The following is a 22,537-nucleotide window of genomic DNA, read 5'->3' as shown; positions in this document are numbered from 1 at the left end:
CTACCGCACACCAGGTTGAGTAGCGGGAAAACCAAAGATACCCGGTCTCCCCTGCACATTCAGGAGGAGACCGGATTCACTGCGTAACCCGATGCTTACCGGCTTAGTTGTCGGCGTTGGCCGAGGTAAAGCTCGTAAATGCACTGTACGACGGGTTGATTGGCGAGCCGTTCATCATAATGCCGAACGTCTCGTTGCCGCTATCAAGCACGTAGTACATCACAGACTGGATGTTGTGAGTCTTTCTCGCCGGATAGAACTGGCCCAGTTGCGTGGTGATGTAGTTTGCCCGATAAGCCTCAGTTTGCTCCGGGCCCGTATTCCACTCGGAGATGATGAAAGGCACGCCGTAGCGGGCTTTGCAATACGTCGGCAGATCGAAGCCAGGACCTGCGCCGTCTGTGCCGATGTTGAAGATATCGCCGTAGACTTCGTAGTTGTGCCAGGTCGTGATATCCCAGCGCACCGCCGGATAACCGCTGCTTCCGTCCGGTTGAGTACCCTCCCACAATGCATCGGACGCGCCAACGTCGTTCACACAGAAGTTGATACCGCACTTCGCGGAAGACTGAACCGATTTCACCCCGTCGATCATGCCGCGCATCACGCCGCGCAAGACCGGCCAGTTCGCGTTGTTGAAGTCGAGCGCCTTGGTCCCTGCGTTGGTGGAGTCCAGAATGATCGCGCCATCGCGCGTCAGTTCATTGCCGCACTCGTACATGGTCACACCGTACCCCATCAGCGCTCCGGCAACCGCTGAGCCCGCTGAGTAGCCTGCGCTGTAAGCGGTCGACTCACCGCTGAAGAGCTTGCCGGTACTGTCGTAGAGCCCCTGGTTAATCAACACCAGCAGCTTGATCCCCGCCGACTGGAAAGCTTGCGCCAGTTTGACCACTGCGTTGATCTGGGTCGGGTCGGACGTGCAGCCAACACGATAGCTGGTGCAACCCATTGCCTTGAGCGTCGTGACCAGTTGCGCCGGCGTGTAGGTGTAGTCGTAGTGCCCGTTGATACCAAAGAAGCTACCCGCGGCCGGCGCGACGGCGATACGAGGATCGGTACAGGCCAACCATTGAGAGGAAACCTCCGCGTTCGCGTAAAAGTGACCACTCGTGTTGCAATGATAGATCTTGCCGCCATACCAGAGTACGAGCGATACGTTGTAGTTGACGCCTACCACCGTGCCATTTTTATAGACGACGCCGTTCACGAGGGTCCATTTCGCACCCGACTTATCGAGGATGTATGGCGCGGAAGGCAGCGTGGTGCCGTCGGCTGAGACGGTGCCCAGACGCGGATCGATGCAACTTCCCCACGCCGAGCCGTTCCATTGATAGAACTGGCCGCTCGCGTTTTCGTGATAGATACTGCCATTGATCCACAGCGCGAGCACAACGTTGTAGTTAACCCCTGCTACCGCGCCGTTCTGATATAGCACGCCGCCCGACAGCGTCCATACCGCGCCGCTGCTGTCGGTAATCGAAGCTGCCGGGGGGATTGTCGTACCGCTCGCGGATGCAGCACTCGCGTGCGCCGTAGCTTTGCTGGCAGCCGATACAGCCGTGCCGTTGCTACCGTCTTCCGAACCGCCGCCGCAGGCGCTCAAAAGATAACTTCCACCCAGGGCCGCTAGCCCGCTCATAAATTGACGTCGTTTTACCATGGCCGAATATTTTCCACTGTCGATAAAAATATAAATAGTGATTTTTAGAGTTTTCGAATCAGAGAATGCTTATAGATAACGCGGTTTACTTCGCGATCCTAATTATGGAAAAAGATCTTCTTGCGTATTCCGGGCGCAGTTCAAAGCCTGATTAAACGGTCCGAGGCAAGACTCGATTAGATGCGGCTATCCAGCGGACGAGCGTCACCGATCGCTGTGGCGATCCGACATACGCGTCCTACTGCGTTAGAAACCGATGGGAGACAACCTGACAACGCTACTTCACTGCTACTCAAAACTCTGCCACCACACAATGCGCAAACGTTTGATCAGACGAATAGCCTTCCTTCTGCTACTCGCAATTTCTTCCACTCACTCGCCGCGACTGGGGTAAATCGTACCCGGAATGCCTGTTCGGTCCCACAAGAAATAGTAATTTTCGGACAAATAGTAAGATTATTTCTATTAGGTTGGCGCATCGCAAAGATCCCTGCTTTCTCATGATGATCATAGGATTGGATGGTCACCATCTTTCTGACTTCGACCCCAAGAAAAGCTTCCCATTTTGCGCAATGTATTCGAGGGTGGCATCAGGTCGGCGGACGATGCACCGTTTGAGCGCGCGTGGTCGCTTACGCTTCGATAACAACCGCGCTCGAGCGCATGCGAATTTCGTCTGAATGTGAGAACGCGTGGCAGTGAGATTCGAGCGACACTTCCGCTCTCCTGAGAAGTGTCATCATGGTGTCACTTCCCAGGTACTCGACGAAATCGACAATTAATTCGCCGCAATGACAGAGAAATCCAGGTCGCAATTCGAGTGGCGATATACGTTCAGCCTTTATCATGAGCGAGATCGCGGCAGCACGAGAAACACATCCGCGCCCAACGCACTTTTGCACGCCGCCAATCAGGATCAATAAAAACTGGAGACCCGCGTGAAATTCGATACGACCACCGTCCGGCTGATCCTCGCCATCGCTGAAGAAGGCAGCATCTCCCGCGCTGCCGACAAACTCAGCCTCGCTGTCGCGGCGGCATCACGGCGTGTATCGGACCTCGAAGCGCAACTCGGCGCCAAACTGTTCCAGCGCGTGCCACACGGTGTGGCGATCACCGAATCGGGTGCCAAGCTGCTGGAATACGTCCGGCAGATCGACAATCTGATCGATCGTCTTGAAGGCGACGCACAAGCGCTCAACCAGGGGCTCGAAGGCCGCATTATCATCGGCGCGCCAAAGGCCGTCGTAATCCAGTTCCTCGCGCGCGAGATTGCGGAAATTCAACGCAAGTATCCGGGGATCTCCCTGAAGATCGTGGAGGAGAACAGCAAGATCGTGCAGCAACTGCTACGCGACAAAGTGATCGACGTGGGCATTTACGAAAAGAAAAGCGGCTTCCTCGATCTTGCCAACTCACCCTATAGAGAGGACGAACTGGTGCTGGTGTACAGCCGCCCGCATTTCCAGTTCCCCGATGCCCCCGTCGGGATCGACGACATTCTCGATCTGCCTATCGTGAGTCTCGGCAAAGGTTCCGCGGTCTTGTCCGCCGTCCAGCGTGCGTACCGCAGTCGCGGGCGGCAATTCGCCAACAACTTCACCGTCAGCGGTTTCGACACCATGCTGGCGATGGTGCGCCACGGCCTCGGCGTAGGCCTGATGCCACCCGAGGTTCTGCGCAGCTTTCATCCCGAGGCGACGCTGGCGTCGGTCGCGCTCACGGGCGACTGGCACCAGCGCAGCTACGTTCTGTCCTGCGTCGAGGGGCACGCACAGGCGCAAACCCTGCACAACGTGGTGGCCGAGCTTCTCGGCGGACCGGCTTAGCTTCCGGTCGGCACGCGCGGCCCGGTTTCGCAACGCGCGAAACCAGACATGCTCCAGGCATTCTTGCGGCAGCCTGGTCTGTAGCGGACAGTGAGGGCAGAAAACCTGCCGGCCACGCACGACATGGCCGAGCGGTTCGACTCACACCTTCTACAGAGGAAACCCGAAATGACGGATTCGAAACATCTGCCGCTGCAAGGCATCCGCGTGCTGGACGTCAGCCAGGTCATGGCCGGCCCGTTCGCCTGCATGCTGCTGGCCGACATGGGCGCGGACGTGATCAAGGTCGAGCCGCCCGAAGGCGACCAGACCCGCGGCGCGATGGGCTTCAGGATGAAGGGGCCCGACAGCATGGGCTTCCTGAACATGAACCGCAACAAGCGTTCGCTAACGCTGGACCTCAAGAGCGACGCAGGCCGTGAGTTCTTCTACGAGCTCGCAAAAACGGCCGACGTGATCGTCGAAAACTACCGTCCGGGCGTGGTGCAGCGGCTCGCCATCGATTACGAGTCGATCAGGGCAATCAATCCAAAGATCGTCTACGTCAGCATCTCCGGCTTCGGACAAAGCGGACCGTGGGCGTCGCGACCTGGCTTCGACCTCATGGCACAGGCCATGTCGGGTGTGATGAGCGTGACCGGTTACAAGGGCGGTAAACCCGTCAAGGCCGGGGTGCCCGTGGCGGATATCGGCTGCGCGCTGTTTGCCGTTTACGGACTGCTGTCGGCCTACATCGGCGCGCAAAAAACGGGCGAGGGTCAACACATCGACGCCTCGTTGTTCGATTCGATCATGGCCTTCTCGATCTGGGACATGTCGGAGTACTGGGGCACCGGCGTGCCGCCGACACCGCTCGGCACCAGCAACAAGATGAGTGCGCCCTACCAGGCCGTGAAGGCGCGGGACGGCTACTTCGTGATGGGCGCGACGAACCAGAAGCTATGGACGAAACTGTGCGAACTGCTGGCGCGTCCCGACCTCGTCGCGCACGCGGATTATGCAAGCGTGTCGCTGCGCCTGAAGAATCGCGAGGCGTTGATCGAAACCCTGGAACAGGAATTCGCGAAGCGCGACAGCCACGCATGGGTCGACGCGATGCTCGCCGCCGGCATTCCAGCCGGCCCGATCCTGTCCTATCCCGAGGCGTTCGAAAGCGAGCATGCCACGCACCGGCGGATGTGCATGGAAATCAACCACCCGAACGAAGGCAAGGTCAAGAACATCGGCTTTCCTGTGAAGATGCTCGGTACGCCGCAAACGGTGCGCCGTCATCCGCCGCTGCTGGGCGAGCATAACGAGGAAATCTTTGCCGAAATCAACGGGACAGCGCCATGAGCGATCCCGTCAAGCTCACGGTCTACCCGTCCGGTGCAGCGGAGATCGTGATCGATCGCCCCGAGCGTCACAACGCAATGACGCTCGACATGTACGAGTCTCTGCTGGCGCTTGTCGCTCAATGTGGGCAGAACACTGGCGTGCGCTGCGTTCTGTTTAGAGGCGCGGGCGGCAAGTCCTTCATTTCCGGCACCGACATCGCCTGTTTCAAGGACTTCCGCGACGGCCGCGATGGCGTGATTTACGAGGCATTCGTCGAGCGTGTGATCGACGCGGTCGAACGCATTGCGGTCCCGACAGTCGCCGTGATCGACGGTTGGGCCGTAGGTGGCGGCCTCGCGCTGGCGACGGCCTGCGATTTCCGCGTCTGTAGCGAGGGCTCGCGTTTTGGCGCGCCGATCGCGAAGACGCTCTCCAACACGCTGTCGTCGCGCAATATCGCGCGCCTGCAGGCCGCGCTCGGTGTGCCGCGAGTCAAGAAGATGTTACTGCTCGCCGACTACGTCACGGCAGAGGAAGCGCTGGCGTGCGGCTATGTCTACGACGTGTGTTCGCAAGACGCGCTACAGGAAACTGCTCATACGCTCGCGCAGCGGCTGATGACGCTTTCTCCGGTCACGCAGAAGGCCGTTAAGGAGAGCCTGCGCCGCATCGTCGTTGAACAGCGGCTCGATGACGAAGATCTGATCGAAGCGGTATACGGCAGCACCAACTTCAGGGAAGCCGTAGCGGCTTTCACCTCAGGCGCGTCAAAAAAATAACCACGAACAAAGTGGAGTGAGACATGAAACGATTACAGCCTAGGGCAACAACATGGGTCCTGCTGATGTTGTGCCTGATGTACTTCATCACCTACGTCGACCGTGTCAACATCAGCACGGCCGCCGGGCAATTCAAGTCCGAACTCGGACTCAGCAACACGCAACTCGGCTTCATCTTTTCAGCGTTCGCCTATCCGTATGTACTGTTCCAGTTCATTGGCGGCTGGGTCAGCGATCGCTTCGGGGCCAAGCGCACGCTGATCGCCTGCGCTTCCATCTGGGCGGTGGCAACCACGCTGACAGGTTTCGCAGGCGGCTTCGCGACGCTCGTCGCGGCGCGACTGCTGCTGGGCCTGGGCGAAGGCGCCACGTTCCCCGCCTCTACCAGCGCAATGGCCTCGTGGGTGAGAAAGGATAAGCGCGGCATGGCTCAGGGCATTACGCATTCCTCTGCACGCCTCGGAAACGCCGTGGCACCGATGCTGGTTTTGGCGCTCATGACAGCGTTCAACTGGCGATTCTCGTTTTACCTGCTCGGCGCACTGAGTTTCGGCTGGCTCGTGCTGTGGTACGTGACGTACACCGAGAAACCGGCAGATCATCCGCGCATCACCGCCGATGAAATCAACAGCCTGCCACCACCGACGGTACGTCCGGTAGAAATGCCAGGCACATGGGCTCGTCTTTATCGCCGCCTGCTGCCGGTCTCCGGCGTCTACTTCTGCTACAACTGGATTCTCTGGTTGATGCTGGACTGGATGCCGCTCTACTTCATGCATAGCTTCCATCTGAACATCAAGAAAGCAGTTATCTTCACGTCAGGGGTGTTCGTTGCGGGTGTATTCGGCGATCTGGTGGGCGGCCTGATCAGCGATAAACTGCTTCGCCGTACTGCTAATCTCAAACTCGCGCGCAGCTACCTGGTGGCATTCTGCATGACCATGACCGGACTATCGCTGATCCCCGTGGTGCTGATACACGATCCGATGTATTCGCTGATTTTTCTCGCCGCGGCGATGTTCTTCAACGAAATGAATATCGGGCCCATGTGGGCGATTCCAATGGATATCGCCTATGACCGCTCGGGCACGGCCAGCGGCATCATGAGTGGTACCGGCTTCACCGCGGCGATCGTGAGTCCGGTGATGGCCGGCTATCTGATCGACCGCCTGGGGAACTGGAACGTCACCTTCCTGCTGTCCATCGGTGTGATGGCCTGCGGCGTGCTGATGACGTTCCTTATGAAACCGGATGCGCCATTCGTCGCGAGGCTCAAACAGATGGTGCCTTCGCCGGAGCTTGAGAGTCGAGACGCTGTGTTTCCGGCTCGTCGATAAAAACTGGCGAGCCGATGCTTCGGTACGTCCTTTCGCGGGATAGATCGAATCTGCAAAAACAACGGGTCGAGCCACGCCGCCGTGCATTCAACAGCGCGTGGCTCATCCAATTAGTACGCCCTCGGCAACACCTCAGCCCGCTTGACCGTGGCTTCCCTGCTCGCTATCGAGATGCGCCATCTGCGCCGCCGCGTAGCGCTCACCCGCGGCAGCACCAGGCGGGACTGCCTGCGCGATCGCAGCCAGATCGTCCGCGGTGAGCGTCACATCGACCGCCCCAAGTGCTTCGGCAAGACGATCGCGCCGGCGCGCGCCAACCAGCGGCACGATATCGCTGCCCTGAGCCGCCACCCACGCAATCGCGATCTGCGCAACCGAAACGCCTTTGGCATCGGCCACCTTGCGCAGCGCGTCCACCAGCGCGAGATTGTGATCGACGTTGTCGCCCTGAAAGCGCGGGCTCATTGCGCGAAAATCGCCTTTCCCCGCGGACTCCTTGCTCCAGTGACCGCTGATCAAGCCGCGGGACAACACGCCATAGGCCGTCACGCCAATCCCGAGTTCGCGGCACACCGGCAGGATCTCGTCTTCAATGCCGCGTGAAATCAGCGAGTACTCGATCTGCAAGTCGCTCACCGGATGCACCGCTGCCGCGCGGCGGATGGTCGTCGCGCCCACTTCGGACAAACCGATGTGCCGTACATAGCCGGCTTTGACCATGTCCGCGATCGCGCCCACCGTGTCTTCGACAGGCACGTTGGGATCGAGTCGCGCGGAACGGTAGATGTCGATATGATCCACGCCCAACCGCTGCAGCGAATAGGCGAGAAAGTTTTTGACCGCGGCGGGACGTGCATCGTAGAGCGACCAGCCGCCGGCGGGGTCGCGCATCGCGCCGAATTTCACGCTGACGATCGCCGCGTCGCGACGCGACGGCGGTGCACTTTTCAGCGCCTCGCCGATCAGCATTTCGTTGTGGCCGGAGCCGTAGAAATCGCCCGTATCGAGCAGCGTAATGCCGGCTTCGAGCGCGGCGTGGATGGTGGCAATGCTTTCGGCGCGGTCCGACGGACCGTACATGCCTGACATGCCCATGCAGCCAAGACCGATCGCCGAGCTTAGCGGCCCCGTCTTACCCAGTTGAAGTTGCTTCATGACGTTCCTTGTTGGTAGTGACGCCGCAAGAAAGGCGCTTGACCTGAAGTATCGGCCCAATTTCAGCGTGCGATAATCCGCCTCAATCCGGATGACCCGTGCGGAATAGCGAACAATGCAGGAACCCGATCTTTCCGATTTGAAAGCATTCGTCGCCGTCACACGGGCTCGCGGATTTCGCCATGCCGCACTGACCAGCGACGTGTCGGCCTCATCGCTTAGCGAAGCGGTTCGAAGGCTTGAACAGCATCTCGGCGTCAGACTGCTCAACCGCACAACGCGCAGCGTCACACCAACGGAAGCCGGGCAGCGTCTGTTCGAACGGCTCGCGCCGGCATTCGGGGAAATCGCCATCGCGCTGGATGCGGTGAATCTCTTTCGCGAGAGTCCTACCGGAACGTTGCGGTTAAACGTTCCGTCGATCGCGGCAAGAGAAATCCTGCCCGCGCTCCTGTCCCGCTTCCTTGCCGCTCACCCGGGTATCACGGTGGACGTTGGGACCAACGACACGTTCATCGATATCCTCGCAGCGGGTTTCGATGCCGGCATCCGCTACGACGAACGCCTCGAGCGCGACATGATCGCCGTGCCGATCGGCCCGCGCGTTCAGCATTTCGTCGCGGCGGCTTCGCCGGCCTACCTCGCGGCCCGCGGCGTACCGCAGCACCCGGGCGAATTGCTGAACCACGCATGTATCGGCCACCGCTTCGACAGCGGCGTACTCGCGACCTGGGAATTCAAACGGGGCGACGAGGTTGTGCGGATCGAGCCAAACGGGCCGATGATCGCCTCCGTGATCGAACTGCAAAGAGGCGCGGCCGTCGACGGATTGGGGATCGTCTATTCGTTCGACGAGTTTCTGCGGCCGGCAATCGAGCAAGGCACGCTCGTGCCGATACTCGACGAGTGGTGTCAGTCCTTCAGCGGACCGTTTCTGTACTACCCGAGCCGGACACATATGCCGGCGCCGCTGCGGGCATTCGTCGACTTCATTCTCGCCACCAACGACCCGGATAGTCGGCCATAGGCGCGACACGAGGCGCGATACGCCGGGCTAGGCGTTGTACTGCATGAGTCCCGGCAACGCCTCCGCCAACGCATCGACAGCCAGACGCACCTTCAGCGGCAAGTGCGGAGTTTGCAACCAGAGCGCGTAGGCGTCGTAGAGATATTCCGGCTGATCCGGCAGCAATCGCACGAGACTGCCGGTCTGAATGCGCTCGCGAACAAGCCAGTACGGAAGCCACGCAAGGCCCATCCCGAGCACCGCCGCGTCGGCGATCGCATCGAGATCGTCGAGCCGCAACCTGTTTGGCGGGGTGACCTCGACCGGAGAGCTCCCGGCGCACGGAAACAGCCACGGGCGAATACGCCCCGAGCGCCGGTAAATAATCGCCTGATGCGTGCTGAGTTCTTCTATCAGCCGAGGATGGCCGTGCGCGGCCAGATATGCGGGAGCGGCACAGACCACCATGTGCTGGCGCGCAATGCGACGCGCGATCACCCCTGCTTTGTCCTCCAGACCGCCGGTCCGGATGGAGAGATCGTAGTCATCCTCTGCCAGATCGACTAAACGGTCGTTGAAGGAGAGATCCAGTTCCAGCCTCGGATAGCGCTGCGCAAATGCCAGCAGGACCGGTGCCACACAGCGCCGCCCGAAGTGAACGGGCATCGAGACGCGCAGCTTGCCACGCGGTTCGGACAGTTGATCGGCCGCGAGGGCATCCGCCGCGTCCGCTTCGGCGAGTATGCCCCGGCAGCGTTCGTAGTAGGCGCGGCCGAACTCCGTCAGGCTCTGCCGCCGCGTGGTGCGGGTAATCAGGCGCACGCCCAGACGCTCCTCGAGAAACTGCACGTGCTTGCCGACCATCGGTCCGGATAAAGCGAGTGCGTCCGCCGCGGCCGCGAACGAGCCCAGGTCGACAGCTTTGACGAACACGGCCATGCTCGTGAGACGGTCCATATTGATAACCGTTGGTTTCGACTGTTCTAGTTATAGCGCTATTTATCTCGTCATGCATCACCGTCATAGTTCATTCATTCCCATCACTTTCGAGTTGAAATCCTATGACACGTGTTATTCGCTTTCATCAGCATGGCGGCCCCGAGGTTCTACGCATCGAGGACGTCGCAGTTCCACCGCCCGCTCAAGGGGAAGTTCAGATCCGTGTGAAGGCGTTGGGCCTTAACCGCGCCGAGGCCATGCTGCGCGCGGGCAATTACATCGAAACGCCTACGCTGCCTTCGGGTCTTGGGTACGAGGCCGCGGGTATCGTCGATCGGGTCGGGGAAGGCGTGCAAGGATTCGCGCCGGGCGACGCCGTCAGCGTCGTGCCGCCGCCGACCATGCTGCGCTGGCCCGCTTACGGTGAGGTGGTCACCTTTCCCGCCAGGTTTGTCGTCAAGCATCCGCCGTCGCTCAGTTGGGAAGCGGCCGCGGCAGTCTGGATGCAATATCTCACCGCTTACGGTGCGTTGATCGACATCGCCAAACTGGGTAAGGGGGACTTCGTTGCCGTGACCGCGGCGTCGAGCAGCGTCGGCCTTGCCGCGATACAGATTGCCAACCGGGTCGGCGCCACGCCCATTGCGGTCACGCGGACCTCGGCCAAGCGGCAGGCGTTACTCGAGTTGGGCGCCGCCCATGTCGTCGCTTCCGCGGAGGAAGACCTGGCGGGCCACCTGAAGGAAATCGCGGGACCGCAGGGTATGAGGGTGGTGCTGGACCCAATCGGCGGCCCGATATTCGAGCCGCTCACGGACGCCATGTCTCATGGCGGCATCCTGCTGGAATACGGCGCCTTGAGTTCTGAGCCGACACCCTTCCCGCTATTCACCGTGTTGAGCAAGGCGCTGACGCTGCGCGGCTATCTGGTGCACGAGATTATCGGCGATCCGGCGCGCCTCGCAGCGGCCAAGGCTTTCATTCTCGACGGATTGGCCTCGGGCGCGTTAAATCCCGTCATCGCCAGGACATTCCCGTTCGACCAGATCGTCGACGCCCATCGCTTTCTGGAGTCGAACCAACAGTTTGGGAAGATTGTCGTGACGGTTTGAACCCGCCCGAGACAGCGCGCTCAGCCGGCTGCGACGACCTCGATACGCAAGGCTTCCCCGCCGGCTGCAATTGCCAGCAAATGGTCGACGTTCGGGTGCGCGCCCGGACGGTTGCGCGCGTCGGCCGTATGCTCGGCGAACACGGCGAGGCCGTGTTCGGCCGCCTTGGCGTCCAGCGTGCCGAAGGTTTGCTGCAGATAGTTGTACACCGCCAGCGAACCCTGCTTGCCCGGCTTGTTCTCGATGCTGGCCACTACGGCGCCCTTGCCGTCGAGCAGATCGATACGTTCGATGCCACCGATGGCGGGCAGTTGGGCGAGGTTGTCCTTGAACACGTTGCTCGGCTGAATCACTGAAAACACTCCTTCTATTCGGAAAAATACGGCGAGCCGTATCTTATCCGATAGGGTGCTGCGCATCGCGCCCAACGCACGGCGTGCCGCAAGGCCCGGCATCGCGCAAACTTCGGTTTTCTCGAACTATCGCTCCCGGTTTAGCAGATTTATCCGCTCCTCAACCTGACGCAGACTGAGGTTCACCACCACTGCGGACCTTGTCCGCGCCAGGAGCCCCGACATGCGTAACTATCCGCGCAACAGTCCTCAAGCCGCCGCCCGTATCGTCGCGTTGGCGCTCATCTCCGACGGCCACGTCAGCAGCTCGGAAGAGCGTGCACTCGAAAGCCTCGATATCGCCGGCCAGCTGGGTCTCGCCCCGGCGCAATTCGCGCAGATCGTACAGACGATGTGCGAAGACCAATCGGTCGCGCACACCCCGGCGGTCGGCCAGCTCGATGCGGCCCAGCTCACCACGTTGTTCGGCGAGATCGACGACACCGCCTTGCGTCGCAAGGTGATCCGGCTGTGCCTCGCCGTCACCGTCGCGGACAACTATCTGGCGGACGGCGAAATCGCCTTGCTCACCGCCGTGTTCAGGGCGTGGGGACCTCAGCCGGTCCAGACCACGAACCGGCACGTCGCGCTGCTGAGCGCACCGCGCGCTCACGCACGCACGGCGGCGACCACCTGAGAAGCGAGCGCATGATGTTGCCCGCGCCGCGAACGGATCGCGTGGATCTCTTCGACCACGCCTTCCGCCCGGCCGAGCCGGCGCAGTCCGCGCAGCAACGCCACGTCTCCGGCGCCGAGTTCCGCGAGCGGAAACACGCCGAGGCCACGCGCGGCGAACACCGCCATCAGCGCGCTGTCTTCGAATTCGCCGACAATCCGCGGCCGGATTCCCGTGGCTTCGAACCAGCGGTCGAGCCGCGCGCGCAACGCGCCGTGCCCCGTGGGCAGAAGCACGGGCAGATCGGCCAGGCACTGCGGAAAGCCGGCACGGGCGGCCTTGCCGATAATCTCCGCCGGACCGTACCAGTCGACCGGCGAACCGATCAGGCGCTGGCTCACAACGCGCAAATCCGCGTTGTGCGGCGCGGGTTGGCACGCGAGAACGAGATCGAGCCGATGGAGCGCGAGTTCGGACAACAGTTGCGCGTGCTCGCCTTCGTGACATAACAGCCTGAGCGAGGGCGTATCGAGCACCGGCGCCAGCAGCGCGTGCGCCGCGAGCTTGGAGATGCCGTCGGAAAGCCCCACGGCAAGCCGCGCGATGCGCTCGCTGCCCGTCTCGCGCATCTCGTCGAGCAGCGCCTCGCCAATCTGAAAAATCTGCTCCGCGCGATTGAATGCCGTCTCGCCGGCTTCGGTCATGGTGACACCGCGCCCGGCCGGTTTCAGCAACTGGCGCCCGATCGATTTTTCCAGCTCGCGCACCTGCGCGCTGATCGTCTGCACCGCCATGTCGAGGCGCTCGGCCGCACGCGCGAAGCCGCCCTCCTTCACGACGATCCAGAAGTAGTACAGATGGCGATAGTTGAGCATGGGCAGTAAATAGTTCGAAAAAACCGATATATCGATCAGATTATCACTGATTTATCCGAACCATGAAGACGGCGATGATAGCGGCATACCGAAGTTGCCCGTCACTCATTACTTACGGACCCCATGGATTCCTTACTCATTCTCGCTGCCGACCCCGCCGCATGGGCTGCGCTTCTCACGCTGGTCGTGATGGAAATCGTGCTCGGCATCGACAACCTGATCTTTATCTCGATCCTCAGCAACAAGCTGCCGGAAGCCCAGCGCGCGCGTACCCAGCGCCTCGGCATCATGCTCGCGCTCGTGTTGCGGCTCGGCCTGCTCGGCACCGTCGCGTGGATCGCGCAGCTGACCGCGCCCGCTGTGACGTTGCTCGGCCACGCGTTTTCGTGGCGCGACCTGATCCTGCTTGGCGGCGGTCTGTTCCTGGTCTGGAAGGCAACGAGTGAAATTCACCACAACGTCGTCCATTCAGAGGAAGTTCGCGACAAGGCAAGCACGACTGTGCAGCTGACTGCGATGGCCGCGATCGGACAGATCCTGGTGCTCGATATCGTGTTTTCGGTCGACAGCATCATCACGGCGGTCGGCATGACCGAGCACATGCCGATCATGTTCATTGCCGTGATCGCCGCGGTCACCGTGATGCTGTTCGCGGCCAACCCGCTGTCGCGCTTTATCGACCGGAATCCGACCATCGTGATGCTCGCACTCGGCTTCCTGCTAGTGATCGGCATGACGCTCATCGCAGAAGGTTTTGGCACCCACGTGCCGAAGGCTTACATCTACGCGGCCATGGCGTTCTCCGCGTTTGTCGAAGCATTGAACATGCTCGTGCGCCGGGCGAAATCGAAGCAGGCGCTTAGCGTCGAGCAATGAGCGTCCACCAACTTTTTATCCTTAAGGAGCAACGAAATGAAATGTCCTGTTTGCAAGACCGCTGACTTGCTGATGACCGAGCGACGCTCGATCGAAATCGATTACTGCCCGGTCTGCCGCGGCGTCTGGCTCGATCGCGGCGAACTCGACAAGCTGATCGCGCAGGATGCCGGCAGCAACGAAGCGCCGGTGAGCGCGGCCGCACACCCGAGCCGGAACGACCACCACGATCGCGACCGTTCACACAACAGCGAGCATGGCTACGACCGCAACCGTGGGTATGACAACAACCGCTCGTATGACAGTCACCGCACGGACTATCGGGGACACAAGAAAAAGCGCTCGCTGTTCGACATGTTCGATTTCGACTGAACGTGTCCGCAAGTACCGGAACGAGGCGGCTAGTATCGAATCAAGGGCGCGCGCTGTTTTATCAGCCGCGCCCTTTCGTTTTTCTCTCTTGATCTCTCCTGGCCAGGCCTCATGCCAACGCCAAACCCTTCAGACAAATAACAACGCGCCGCGTGTCATCGGCCGGGCGATCTGCCGCGTTAACGCAAATACAGCAGCAGTAACCCAGCGGCAATAACCAGCGGCACCAATACACCACCAGTAACGCACAGCATTAACGGTTTGATGCGCGGCGTGCATGCACTAAATCGCCTTGCGCACGCCGCCTTGATGCTTCCCCAAATTGTTTTCCCTGCCCGTTTATCGTTCAGATGCCAATTTCATTCGTTTCGATTAAAAAAAACCGGCGCGCTTGCCGCGCTGACTTATTGCGCGCTCACCATCGCGATGCCGGCTCATGCAGCCGACAACGTGATCGTGCTCGACTCCGGCGAAGCCCAACTGACGCTGGTCGATCCGGCTACGCACAAGGTCATCGGCACGGAGCCGACCGGCAAGGAACCGCATCATCTGATGATTACGCCGGACGGTCACTCGCTGATCGTCGCCGATTCGATTTCGAACGATCTGATGTTTCTCGATCCGCACACCGGCCGCGTGCAGCGCAAGGTCGAAGATATCGAAGACCCCTATCAGCTCGGTTTCTCGCCCGATCACAAATGGTTCGTCACCGCCGGCCTGCGGCTGGATCGTGTCGACGTGTACCACTACGACGGCCAGAACATGACGCTCGCCAAACGCGTTCCGCTTTCGAAAACGCCGAGCCACATGACGTTTTCGTCCGATAGCAAGATCGTGTTCGTCACGCTGCAAGACACCGGCGAAGTGGCCGCGATCGATCTGGCGACGCAATCGGTGCTGTGGAAACTGCATGTCGGCAATACGCCCGCCGGCCTCTGGATGACGCCGGGCGACCGCTATCTGTTGATCGGCATGACGGGCGAAGACGACGTCGCCGTGGTGGATTGGCACAAGCAGCAAGTGGTGCAGAAAATCCAGACGGGGCGCGGCGCGCACAACTTCCGCAACCTCGACGACGGCCATCACGTGGCGGTCACGAACCGCGTGGAAAGTACGATCAGCATTCTCGATTACAACACGCTGACGAAAACCGCCGACATCACCGGACTCATGCCTGGTCCTGACGACATGGAACTTTCCGCGGATCATCGCTATCTGTGGGTCACATTCCGTTTTGCGCGGCATGTCGGCATCATCGATCTGACGACGCATAAACTTATCGACACAATCGCTGTCGGACGCTCACCGCATGGTTTGTATTTTGCCAACCGTGCCCCCGTGTACGCGCCCAATCCAGACTGACCAGGCTTTCGTTTTGATGACAGCATCCGCAATTTCAAGAGGTTTTCGATGATTCACGAGATCGTCGCGCAACTCGACAACGGCGTCTCGGCGTTGCAGACACTTCTGTACGTCGACGTGGTGCAGCCGTTGTTCTATCGCTTCGGCCTGATGGGCTACGACGAGGACACCTATGACGCGCTCTACTGGGTGATCATCGGTGTGCTGGAAATACTGATCACGTATATCGCCTTGCGGCCGCTGGAAGCGCTGCGCCCCATCGAGGCATGGTCGGATCGAAAAGCGCTGCGAGCCGACGTGATCTACACGTGGATCGCCAAGCTCGGCATCATCAATATCGCGTTCTTCTTCATGCTGCAGCCATTGTTCGATCACTGGCAGAGCCTGATGGCGATCTACAACGTGCCGAACATCGACATCGACGGCTTGTGGCCGGGCGTCACCGATCAACCGGTCGTGTCGTTCCTGATCTATCTGATCGTGCTCGATTTCTTCGGCTACTGGTATCACCGCTGGCAGCACCGCTTCGGCGTGTGGTGGGAACTGCACGCGGTGCACCATAGCCAGCAGCAGATGTCGTTGTGGGCCGACGACCGCAATCACTTTCTCGACGACATCATTCAGGCTGCGTTCTTCGCCGCGATATCGCTCTTCATCGGCGTGCAGCCGACCCAGTTCGTGGTGCTGGTCGCCGTCGGCAACTTCATGCAGAGCGTGCAGCACGTGAACGCGCGCCTGCCGTATGGATGGCTGCTCGAACGCACGATCGTCAGTCCGATTTTTCATCGGCGTCATCACGCTGTCGGCTACGGTCATGAAGGCACGCGCTACGGCTGCAACTTCGGCGTGCTGTTTCCGTGGTGGGACATGATGTTCAAGACCGCGTCGTGGGACCACACCGTCGAGCCGACCGGCATTCGCGACCAGTTGCCGGCACCGCACGGCGCCGGGCGCTCCTACGGCAACGGCTTGATCGCCCAGCAATGGCGCGCGTTTGGCCGCATCGCCATGCGTCTGCGCGGCCAACGCGCCTACGGTGGCGTGACAGACTGAGCGGCATCGCTGTGAAGCCTGGCGCGCCTCACCCCAAGCCCACGGCCCGCGCGATCAGCAATCCACCTGCGCCGACGATCCCGGCCCCAATGAAGCGCGCCGCGCGCTCGCCATGCGGGGCAACGCGTTCGACGGTGATAGCCGCCGTCACGACTGCCATCACCCGCAAATCCATGATCCCGGCAACCAGAAGGACCATGGTCAGCCCGGCACAGCAGTAGCTGCAGTGGAGGCCGAGGCGCAAGCCGTGCCGCCACGCCGTGGCGGCATCCGCGGGCAGAGCGGGCAAGGCAGACCGTCCCGGCAACATCTGGCAGCACCCCGGCGGCGTACGGCAACAGGCAAGACGGCGTGCCTTCCACGCAGTGAACTGCAACGCCCCGGCGATCAGCACAATCACACCGGCCGCAAGCGGAACGGCGCGCGCCAGCGCCGGCAGTTCCATTTCGAGCGCCGCGAGCGCAACGCCCAGCGGAAATACCGCCACACCGAGCGCGCTCCATACGAAGAAATACCCCGCGCCCACCAGCAGCGTCAGCCGGCCGACGCGCGTCTCACCGATTGCGCTGACGGCCACGCGATAGCGCCACAGCATGGGGACGAGCGACGGCAGCATCATCGCGACCATCATCACGATCCACATGCCGACAAACGACGCCGCGAGTCCGAGCCACGTCTGTCCGCACATTCGCATCCACGCCGCCGACATCGTCCAGCCGCCTGGCATCGGCATCCCGCCCATCGCCGACATGGACGTGGCGCTCACCGTCGTCACCGCCGCGCTGACGGCGAACAGCAGCGCCGAGACGCCGAAGAACGCCCGCTGCGAAACGGGCGCGCCGATCGGGCGCCGCGACATCGGCGGCCCCGCGCTTGCGCTCACGTGTTCCATCGCGGGGCTCAGCGCGTCTCGTACTCGTCGTGGCGCTTCCACCAGACGCCCGTCTCATTGCGCCCCTTCGGCGCGCGGTCGAGCCACTGATACATCGGCCAGATGCCGTCCACGCCTCGCGCATAGGTGGAATACGTGTGATAGAGCACACCGTCCTCGAGGACGAACGCGCTCAAACCCGGCCGGTCGCGCGTGTACGTCGCCGCGTCGGTGCCGCAGGTCGCCGCGAACCGGGCGACGGGCTCCGGAATCTGCGCCTCGTCCATCGCGTGGCCGCCGCGCTCGTAGTTGTACTCAATGTTCCCTTCACGCTGTTGCGCCTCGGTAAACGCGATGTTGAAGTCGAAGTTGAAGTCGCTGCCGTGCGAAGACGCCCAGGGGAACGTCCACCCCATCCGGCGCTGATACGCCTGCAGCTTCTCGAACGGCGCCCGCGACACCGCCGACAAGGTGACGTCGTGATTCGCCAGATGAACCGCGACGCCGTCGAACCCATCCGCGATCGACGAGCATGACGGGCATCCCGCCTTGTAGTCGGGACCGAACATGAAGTGGTACACGAGAAGCTGCGAGCGTCCTTTAAAGAGGTTGGCCAGCGAGGCACTGCCCGCATCGGTTTCGAACCGGTACTGCTTGTCGATGCGCACCCAGGGCAGCGCCTGCCGTTGTTGCGCCACCGCATCGCTCTGCCGTGTGAGCGCCTTCTCCGCCTTAAGCAGTTCGAGCCGCGCGTCCAGCCATGCTTCACGCGTTCCGGTCGTATGTGTCGTAGTCATGCTTGCCTCCTTGGGCGTCCTGCGTCGTTCGCTCAGTTGTCGATACGACGTACGGGTTGGTGGTCGTGCTAGATTAGTCACGGGCACCCGAACGGTGGGAGTGACAAGTGTGGCGGGATTCAAACAGACCATGACACCATGGACGCGCTAGTAACGGCGGCAGCGCGGGCGCTGGCGGCAGGCGACCCGCTCGGTGCATTGAACCGGGTTGCCTTGCGCGACGACGCAGCCGCGCTCGCGCTGCGCGGCATCGCGATGGCGCAGCTCGGCGATCTCGCTCGAGCGAAGGTGCTGGTGCGAAGCGCCGCGCGCGCCTTCGGTCCGAAAGAGCCGGTAGCCCGTGCCAGATGTGTGGTCGCCGAGGCCGAAATCGCGCTCGCCTCACGCGATCTGGGCTGGCCCGCCAAGGCGCTCGACGCCGCGCGGGCAACACTCGAAGCCCACGGCGACCGGCTGAATGCCGCGCATGCGCGGTACCTCGAAGTCCGGCGCCTGCTCCTGATCGGCCGCCTCGACGAGGCCGAGCGTTTGCTTGCCAGGCTCGATCCCACGCCCTTCCCACCCGCGCCGCGAGCCGCTCACGAGCTGGTCGTCGCGGGAATCGCAATGCGCCGCCTCCAGACAAAAACAGCGCGCACCGCACTCGCCAAGGCTGAGCGCGCCGCGCGCGAGGCAGGTATTGCGTCGCTGATAGCGGAAATCGAGAGCGCTCGCCTTCTGCTGAACACGCCCGCGGCGCGGCTGCTTGCGCATGGCAAGGAGCGGCCCCTCCTGCTCGAGGAGGTCGAGGCGTTACTGGCATCGAAGGCGCTCGTGGTGGACGCGTGCCGCTATGTCGTGCGTGAAGCCAACATCGTGGTCCCGCTTGCGCGGCGCCCGGTGTTGTTCACACTCGCCCGCACATTGGCCGAAGCGTGGCCTGAAGACGTGTCGAGGGACACGCTTATCGCGCGCGCATTCCGGACCAGGCACGCCGATGAAACGCATCGTGCGCGATTGCGTGTCGAAGTCGGGCGGCTTCGCGCGTTGCTCGGGCCGCTGGCCGGCATCAGCGCAACGAAGCGGGGTTTCGCGCTAGTGCCGCACGGCGCGCGCGAGGTCGTCGTACTCGCGCGGCCGGTGGAAGAGCCGCACGCCATGGTGCTCGCTTTCCTCGCCGACGGTGAGTCGTGGTCGAGCTCGGCGCTCGCGATTGCGCTGGACACCAGCCAGCGCACCATGCAGCGGGCACTCGACACGCTGGCGGCCGCCGACAAGGTGCAGTCGTTCGGCCGCGGGCGGGCGCGGCGCTGGATGACACCGCCCATGCCCGGATTCACGACGACTTTGTTACTCCCCGCGCCCCTGTCAAACGATTAGGATGCCACCATGAAACGATCAGCCGCCAATATCGTGCGTGAATATGGACCCTTTCCGGGCGTCGACGCTGTACATGGCGTGACCTACGACGGTCAGCATGTCTGGATCGCGAGCGGCGACAAGCTGAACGCCTTCGATCCGGCGAGCGGAGCAATGCTGCGCACGATCGACGTGGTCGCGCGGGCCGGCACGGCCTTCGATGGCCAGCACCTGTTTCAGCTCGCCGACGAGCGCATCCAGAAGATCGATCCGGTTACCGGCCGCGTATTGGGTACGATCCCCGCGCCCGGCGGTGGCGGCAACTCAGGGCTTGCGTGGGCCGAAGGATCGCTCTGGGTGGGACGCTATCGCGACCGGAAGATTCATCAGGTCGATCCCCAAACCGGGGAAATTCTTCGCACCATCGAGTCCAACCGCTTCGTCACCGGCGTCACCTGGAACGACGGGGAACTCTGGCACGGCACCTGGGAAGACGACGCGAGCGAGTTGAGGCGAATCGATCCTCGTACCGGAGAAGTGCTGGAAAGCCTCGAGATGCCGCCTGGCGTCTACGTGTCGGGACTCGAAGCCGATGGCGGCGATCAGTTCTTCTGCGGCGGCGCAAGCAGCGGGAAAGTGCGAACGGTACGCCGCCCCGCCCGAGGCGCCGAGCTTCCCGCCGAGTCTGTGGACGAATAGGCTATCCAACGGGCAAAGCAACCCGCGCCGCCGAAACACCAACCAAGGTTAATCGCCTGCCCGCTCAGAACGGTTGCCGGCGCTTTGCCGTTGCATCGAGTTTCGCCGGCCGATGTTCGTCCGTATCGACACAGCACACCAGCACCTCCGCCTCCTCCTCGCTGAGGCTCAGGTAGACATGCCCGGCCGAGCTGTCGAAGTACAGACTGTCGCCGGGCAGCAACCTGAACGCCTTGCCGCTTTCGAAGCGCAACTCCAACTGGCCGCTCAACAGAAAAACGAACTCCTGCCCCGCGTGCCGGATGTACTCGGGAAAATCCGACACGGCACGCGCATGAATGCGCGCGCGAATCGGCATCATGCGCTTGCCGGTCAGTTTGTTCGCGAGCATGCCGTACTCATAGTTCGGCGTGTCGTAGACGGGCTGCTTGCCCGCGGCTGTAAACGAAGGCTTGATCGGACCGGCTGCCGGTTTGCGGGTCCGCCCGAAGATCGCGTCGAACTCCAGTTCCAGCGAGTGGGCGAGCGCCGCAAACTTGTCGTAGGTCAGCGCGATATCGCCGCGCTCCGCCTTGGAAATCGTCGACACCGCAATACCTGAGCGCTCGGACAGTTCCGCCAGCGTCAGCCCGCGCGTCTTGCGCGCCTGCCGCAAATGGCCGCCCACCAACTTATGGTCGAGCTCGGGCGGCGCCTCGCGTGTATCCGCCAACTGCTCTTTCTTCACAGCCTTGACCATCTTGCTCACCTTGGTGGAAATTTTTTTCTCACATACGAGAATTTTTATTTTTCTCGTATATGATAACTCACGGTGCTTACCTCCTCTTTTATCGAGTCCGGTCAGGGCGGCGCCGTCAAAACAACGATCCCCATCACCAGGTGAGTTCATGAGCACCATGAAATTCGATGTCGTCGTGCTCGGCGCGGGCATTGTCGGCGTGTGCGTTGCCGCGCATCTTCAGAAGCGCGGCCGCCAGGTCGCGCTGGTCGACCGTAAGCTGCCCGGCAACGAAACCTCGTTCGGCAATGCCGGGTTGATCCAGCGCGAAGGTGTTTATCCCTATGCGTTTCCACGCGACCTCGGCACCTTGCTTCGGTACGCGCGCAACCAGTCGCCCGACGTTCGCTACCATGCCGACGCCATGCTCAAGACTGCGCCCTTCCTGTGGCAGTACTGGCGCAATTCTCATCCGGCAAAACACGCCGCTATCGCGAGGTCGTACTCCACCCTGATCGAGCATTGCGTGGACGAACACCGCGCGTTGGCTGCCGACGCCGGCGCGAGCGCGTTGTTGCGCCCAACCGGCTGGATCAAGGTGTTCCGTACGGCGGCGGTGTGGGACGAAGAAATCCGGCAGGCTGAACAGTGGCACCGGGAATATGGCGTCGAATTCGAATCGCTGGATGCGGGCCGGCTGCAACAGAAGGAGCCCGATCTCAACAAGACCTTGTTAGGCGGCCTGCGTTATACGGCATCCGAATCCGTAAGCGATCCCAATGCGCTCGTCACCGCCTACGCGAAGTATTTCGAAGCGCTCGGCGGACGCTTCTTCATCGGCGACGCGGACTCGTTTCGTGAGGGTTGGACGGTCGACACGCAAGACGGAACCATCACCGCTTCATCGGCGGTCGTCGCGTTGGGACCGTGGTCGGATCGTGTGAGCTCGCGGCTCGGCTATCGCTTGCCGCTCGCCGTCAAACGCGGGTACCACATGCACTATGCGCCGCAGGGGGCAGCCCGTCTGAATCATCCGGTTCTGGACGTCGAGAAGGGCTACGTGCTGGCACCCATGGCAAAAGGCATCCGTTTGACCACGGGTGCGGAAATCGCGCACTGCGACGCGCCTAAAACACCCACGCAACTCGCCGCGGTCGAACCGGTCGCGCGCACGCTGTTTCCCTTGGGCGAGCGCCTCGACAACGAAGCGTGGATGGGACGGCGTCCCTGCACGCCCGACATGATGCCGATCATCGGACCCGCTGGAAATCACAAGGACTTGTGGTTCGCGTTCGGCCATGCGCACCACGGGCTGACGCTAGGCCCCGTCACGGGCCGGCTGATTGCGCAGATGATGACCCACGAGGAAACGCTCGTGGACACGCGGCCGTTCAGGGTGGAGCGGTTCTAAAGGCAGCTCGCTCCACGCCT

General features: G+C 61.8%; 22 protein-coding genes. 14 read left to right on the top strand and 8 right to left on the bottom strand.

What is annotated here, in order from left to right:
- Window positions 1-103: 103 nt before the first annotated feature.
- Complete coding sequence (locus tag GH665_RS24065) at window positions 104-1,663, bottom strand: hypothetical protein (protein WP_153139568.1); 1,560 nt, start codon at window positions 1,661-1,663, stop codon at window positions 104-106.
- A 938-nt stretch (window positions 1,664-2,601) separates the two neighbouring features.
- Here GH665_RS24065 and GH665_RS24060 point away from each other — a divergent pair.
- The 4 genes from GH665_RS24060 (at window position 2,602) to GH665_RS24045 (ending at window position 6,925) form a co-directional block, all read left to right on the top strand.
- Window positions 2,602-3,492 (top strand): LysR family transcriptional regulator, encoded by an 891-nt coding sequence (locus GH665_RS24060; protein ID WP_153139566.1) that lies wholly within the window; start codon window positions 2,602-2,604, stop codon window positions 3,490-3,492.
- Window positions 3,493-3,660: 168 nt separating this feature from the next.
- Entirely contained in the window at window positions 3,661-4,827 is a 1,167-nt protein-coding gene (locus tag GH665_RS24055; protein ID WP_153139564.1) for a CaiB/BaiF CoA transferase family protein, read from the top strand.
- Window positions 4,824-5,588, top strand: coding sequence for an enoyl-CoA hydratase (locus tag GH665_RS24050; RefSeq protein ID WP_153139563.1), 765 nt, complete (start codon window positions 4,824-4,826; stop codon window positions 5,586-5,588). Before GH665_RS24055 ends, GH665_RS24050 begins: the two co-directional genes overlap by 4 nt.
- Before the next feature lie 23 nt (window positions 5,589-5,611).
- Window positions 5,612-6,925, top strand: a complete 1,314-nt coding sequence (locus tag GH665_RS24045; protein ID WP_153139561.1) for an MFS transporter — start codon at window positions 5,612-5,614, stop codon at window positions 6,923-6,925.
- A gap of 132 nt (window positions 6,926-7,057) precedes the next feature.
- On the opposite strand, the gene GH665_RS24040 is transcribed toward GH665_RS24045, so the two are convergent.
- Complete coding sequence (locus tag GH665_RS24040; protein ID WP_153139559.1) at window positions 7,058-8,080, bottom strand: aldo/keto reductase; 1,023 nt, start codon at window positions 8,078-8,080, stop codon at window positions 7,058-7,060.
- 115 nt (window positions 8,081-8,195) lie between these two features.
- Between GH665_RS24040 and GH665_RS24035 the strand changes: the two genes are divergently transcribed.
- A complete protein-coding gene (locus GH665_RS24035) occupies window positions 8,196-9,107 on the top strand; it encodes a LysR family transcriptional regulator (protein WP_153139557.1) in 912 nt (303 codons plus the stop codon).
- A 27-nt stretch (window positions 9,108-9,134) separates the two neighbouring features.
- On the opposite strand, the gene GH665_RS24030 is transcribed toward GH665_RS24035, so the two are convergent.
- Entirely contained in the window at window positions 9,135-10,043 is a 909-nt protein-coding gene (locus tag GH665_RS24030; protein WP_153139555.1) for a LysR family transcriptional regulator, read from the bottom strand.
- A 104-nt stretch (window positions 10,044-10,147) separates the two neighbouring features.
- Between GH665_RS24030 and GH665_RS24025 the strand changes: the two genes are divergently transcribed.
- On the top strand, window positions 10,148-11,137 hold the full coding sequence (locus tag GH665_RS24025) for a zinc-dependent alcohol dehydrogenase family protein (protein WP_153139553.1): 990 nt from the start codon (window positions 10,148-10,150) through the stop codon (window positions 11,135-11,137).
- A gap of 20 nt (window positions 11,138-11,157) precedes the next feature.
- Here GH665_RS24025 and GH665_RS24020 read toward each other — a convergent pair whose 3' ends face one another.
- Window positions 11,158-11,490 (bottom strand): DUF2322 family protein, encoded by a 333-nt coding sequence (locus GH665_RS24020; protein ID WP_028195296.1) that lies wholly within the window; start codon window positions 11,488-11,490, stop codon window positions 11,158-11,160.
- A gap of 223 nt (window positions 11,491-11,713) precedes the next feature.
- On the opposite strand from GH665_RS24020, the gene GH665_RS24015 reads away from it, so the two are divergent.
- A complete protein-coding gene (locus tag GH665_RS24015) occupies window positions 11,714-12,166 on the top strand; it encodes a TerB family tellurite resistance protein (RefSeq protein ID WP_153139551.1) in 453 nt (150 codons plus the stop codon).
- Here the strand turns inward: GH665_RS24015 and GH665_RS24010 are convergent.
- Window positions 12,139-13,020, bottom strand: coding sequence for a LysR family transcriptional regulator (locus GH665_RS24010; protein ID WP_153139550.1), 882 nt, complete (start codon window positions 13,018-13,020; stop codon window positions 12,139-12,141). The genes GH665_RS24015 and GH665_RS24010 overlap by 28 nt on opposite strands.
- A gap of 123 nt (window positions 13,021-13,143) precedes the next feature.
- Between GH665_RS24010 and GH665_RS24005 the strand changes: the two genes are divergently transcribed.
- The 4 genes from GH665_RS24005 (at window position 13,144) to GH665_RS23990 (ending at window position 16,683) form a co-directional block, all read left to right on the top strand.
- Window positions 13,144-13,896 (top strand): TerC family protein, encoded by a 753-nt coding sequence (locus GH665_RS24005; RefSeq protein ID WP_153139548.1) that lies wholly within the window; start codon window positions 13,144-13,146, stop codon window positions 13,894-13,896.
- A gap of 36 nt (window positions 13,897-13,932) precedes the next feature.
- Complete coding sequence (locus GH665_RS24000) at window positions 13,933-14,268, top strand: TFIIB-type zinc ribbon-containing protein (protein WP_153139545.1); 336 nt, start codon at window positions 13,933-13,935, stop codon at window positions 14,266-14,268.
- Window positions 14,269-14,577: 309 nt separating this feature from the next.
- Window positions 14,578-15,630, top strand: a complete 1,053-nt coding sequence (locus GH665_RS23995; protein ID WP_174771752.1) for a YVTN family beta-propeller repeat protein — start codon at window positions 14,578-14,580, stop codon at window positions 15,628-15,630.
- Between the two features lie 48 nt (window positions 15,631-15,678).
- A complete protein-coding gene (locus tag GH665_RS23990; protein ID WP_153139542.1) occupies window positions 15,679-16,683 on the top strand; it encodes a sterol desaturase family protein in 1,005 nt (334 codons plus the stop codon).
- 28 nt (window positions 16,684-16,711) lie between these two features.
- Here GH665_RS23990 and GH665_RS23985 read toward each other — a convergent pair whose 3' ends face one another.
- Both GH665_RS23985 and GH665_RS23980 read right to left on the bottom strand, forming a co-directional pair.
- Window positions 16,712-17,575 carry a DUF2182 domain-containing protein gene (locus tag GH665_RS23985; protein WP_153139540.1) on the bottom strand — a complete coding sequence of 288 codons (864 nt, stop codon included), beginning with the start codon at window positions 17,573-17,575 and terminating at the stop codon, window positions 16,712-16,714.
- 8 nt (window positions 17,576-17,583) lie between these two features.
- Complete coding sequence (locus tag GH665_RS23980) at window positions 17,584-18,351, bottom strand: DUF899 domain-containing protein (protein ID WP_153139538.1); 768 nt, start codon at window positions 18,349-18,351, stop codon at window positions 17,584-17,586.
- Window positions 18,352-18,489: 138 nt separating this feature from the next.
- On the opposite strand from GH665_RS23980, the gene GH665_RS23975 reads away from it, so the two are divergent.
- Together GH665_RS23975 and GH665_RS23970 are read left to right on the top strand one after the other, a co-directional pair.
- The gene (locus tag GH665_RS23975) at window positions 18,490-19,710 is read left to right on the top strand and encodes a helix-turn-helix domain-containing protein (protein WP_153139536.1); all 1,221 of its coding nucleotides are present in this window, start codon (window positions 18,490-18,492) and stop codon (window positions 19,708-19,710) included.
- 9 nt (window positions 19,711-19,719) lie between these two features.
- The gene (locus GH665_RS23970; protein ID WP_153139535.1) at window positions 19,720-20,388 is read left to right on the top strand and encodes a Vgb family protein; all 669 of its coding nucleotides are present in this window, start codon (window positions 19,720-19,722) and stop codon (window positions 20,386-20,388) included.
- A gap of 64 nt (window positions 20,389-20,452) precedes the next feature.
- Here the strand turns inward: GH665_RS23970 and GH665_RS23965 are convergent, their stop codons facing one another.
- Window positions 20,453-21,127, bottom strand: coding sequence for a helix-turn-helix domain-containing protein (locus GH665_RS23965; protein ID WP_153139533.1), 675 nt, complete (start codon window positions 21,125-21,127; stop codon window positions 20,453-20,455).
- A 157-nt stretch (window positions 21,128-21,284) separates the two neighbouring features.
- On the opposite strand from GH665_RS23965, the gene GH665_RS23960 reads away from it, so the two are divergent.
- Window positions 21,285-22,517 carry an NAD(P)/FAD-dependent oxidoreductase gene (locus GH665_RS23960; RefSeq protein ID WP_153142271.1) on the top strand — a complete coding sequence of 411 codons (1,233 nt, stop codon included), beginning with the start codon at window positions 21,285-21,287 and terminating at the stop codon, window positions 22,515-22,517.
- The last annotated feature ends 20 nt before the right edge of the window (window positions 22,518-22,537 follow it).

Source organism: Paraburkholderia agricolaris (assembly GCF_009455635.1).
Taxonomy (GTDB): Bacteria; Pseudomonadota; Gammaproteobacteria; order Burkholderiales; family Burkholderiaceae; genus Paraburkholderia; species Paraburkholderia agricolaris.
This window is presented reverse-complemented; position numbering and strand designations above follow the sequence as displayed.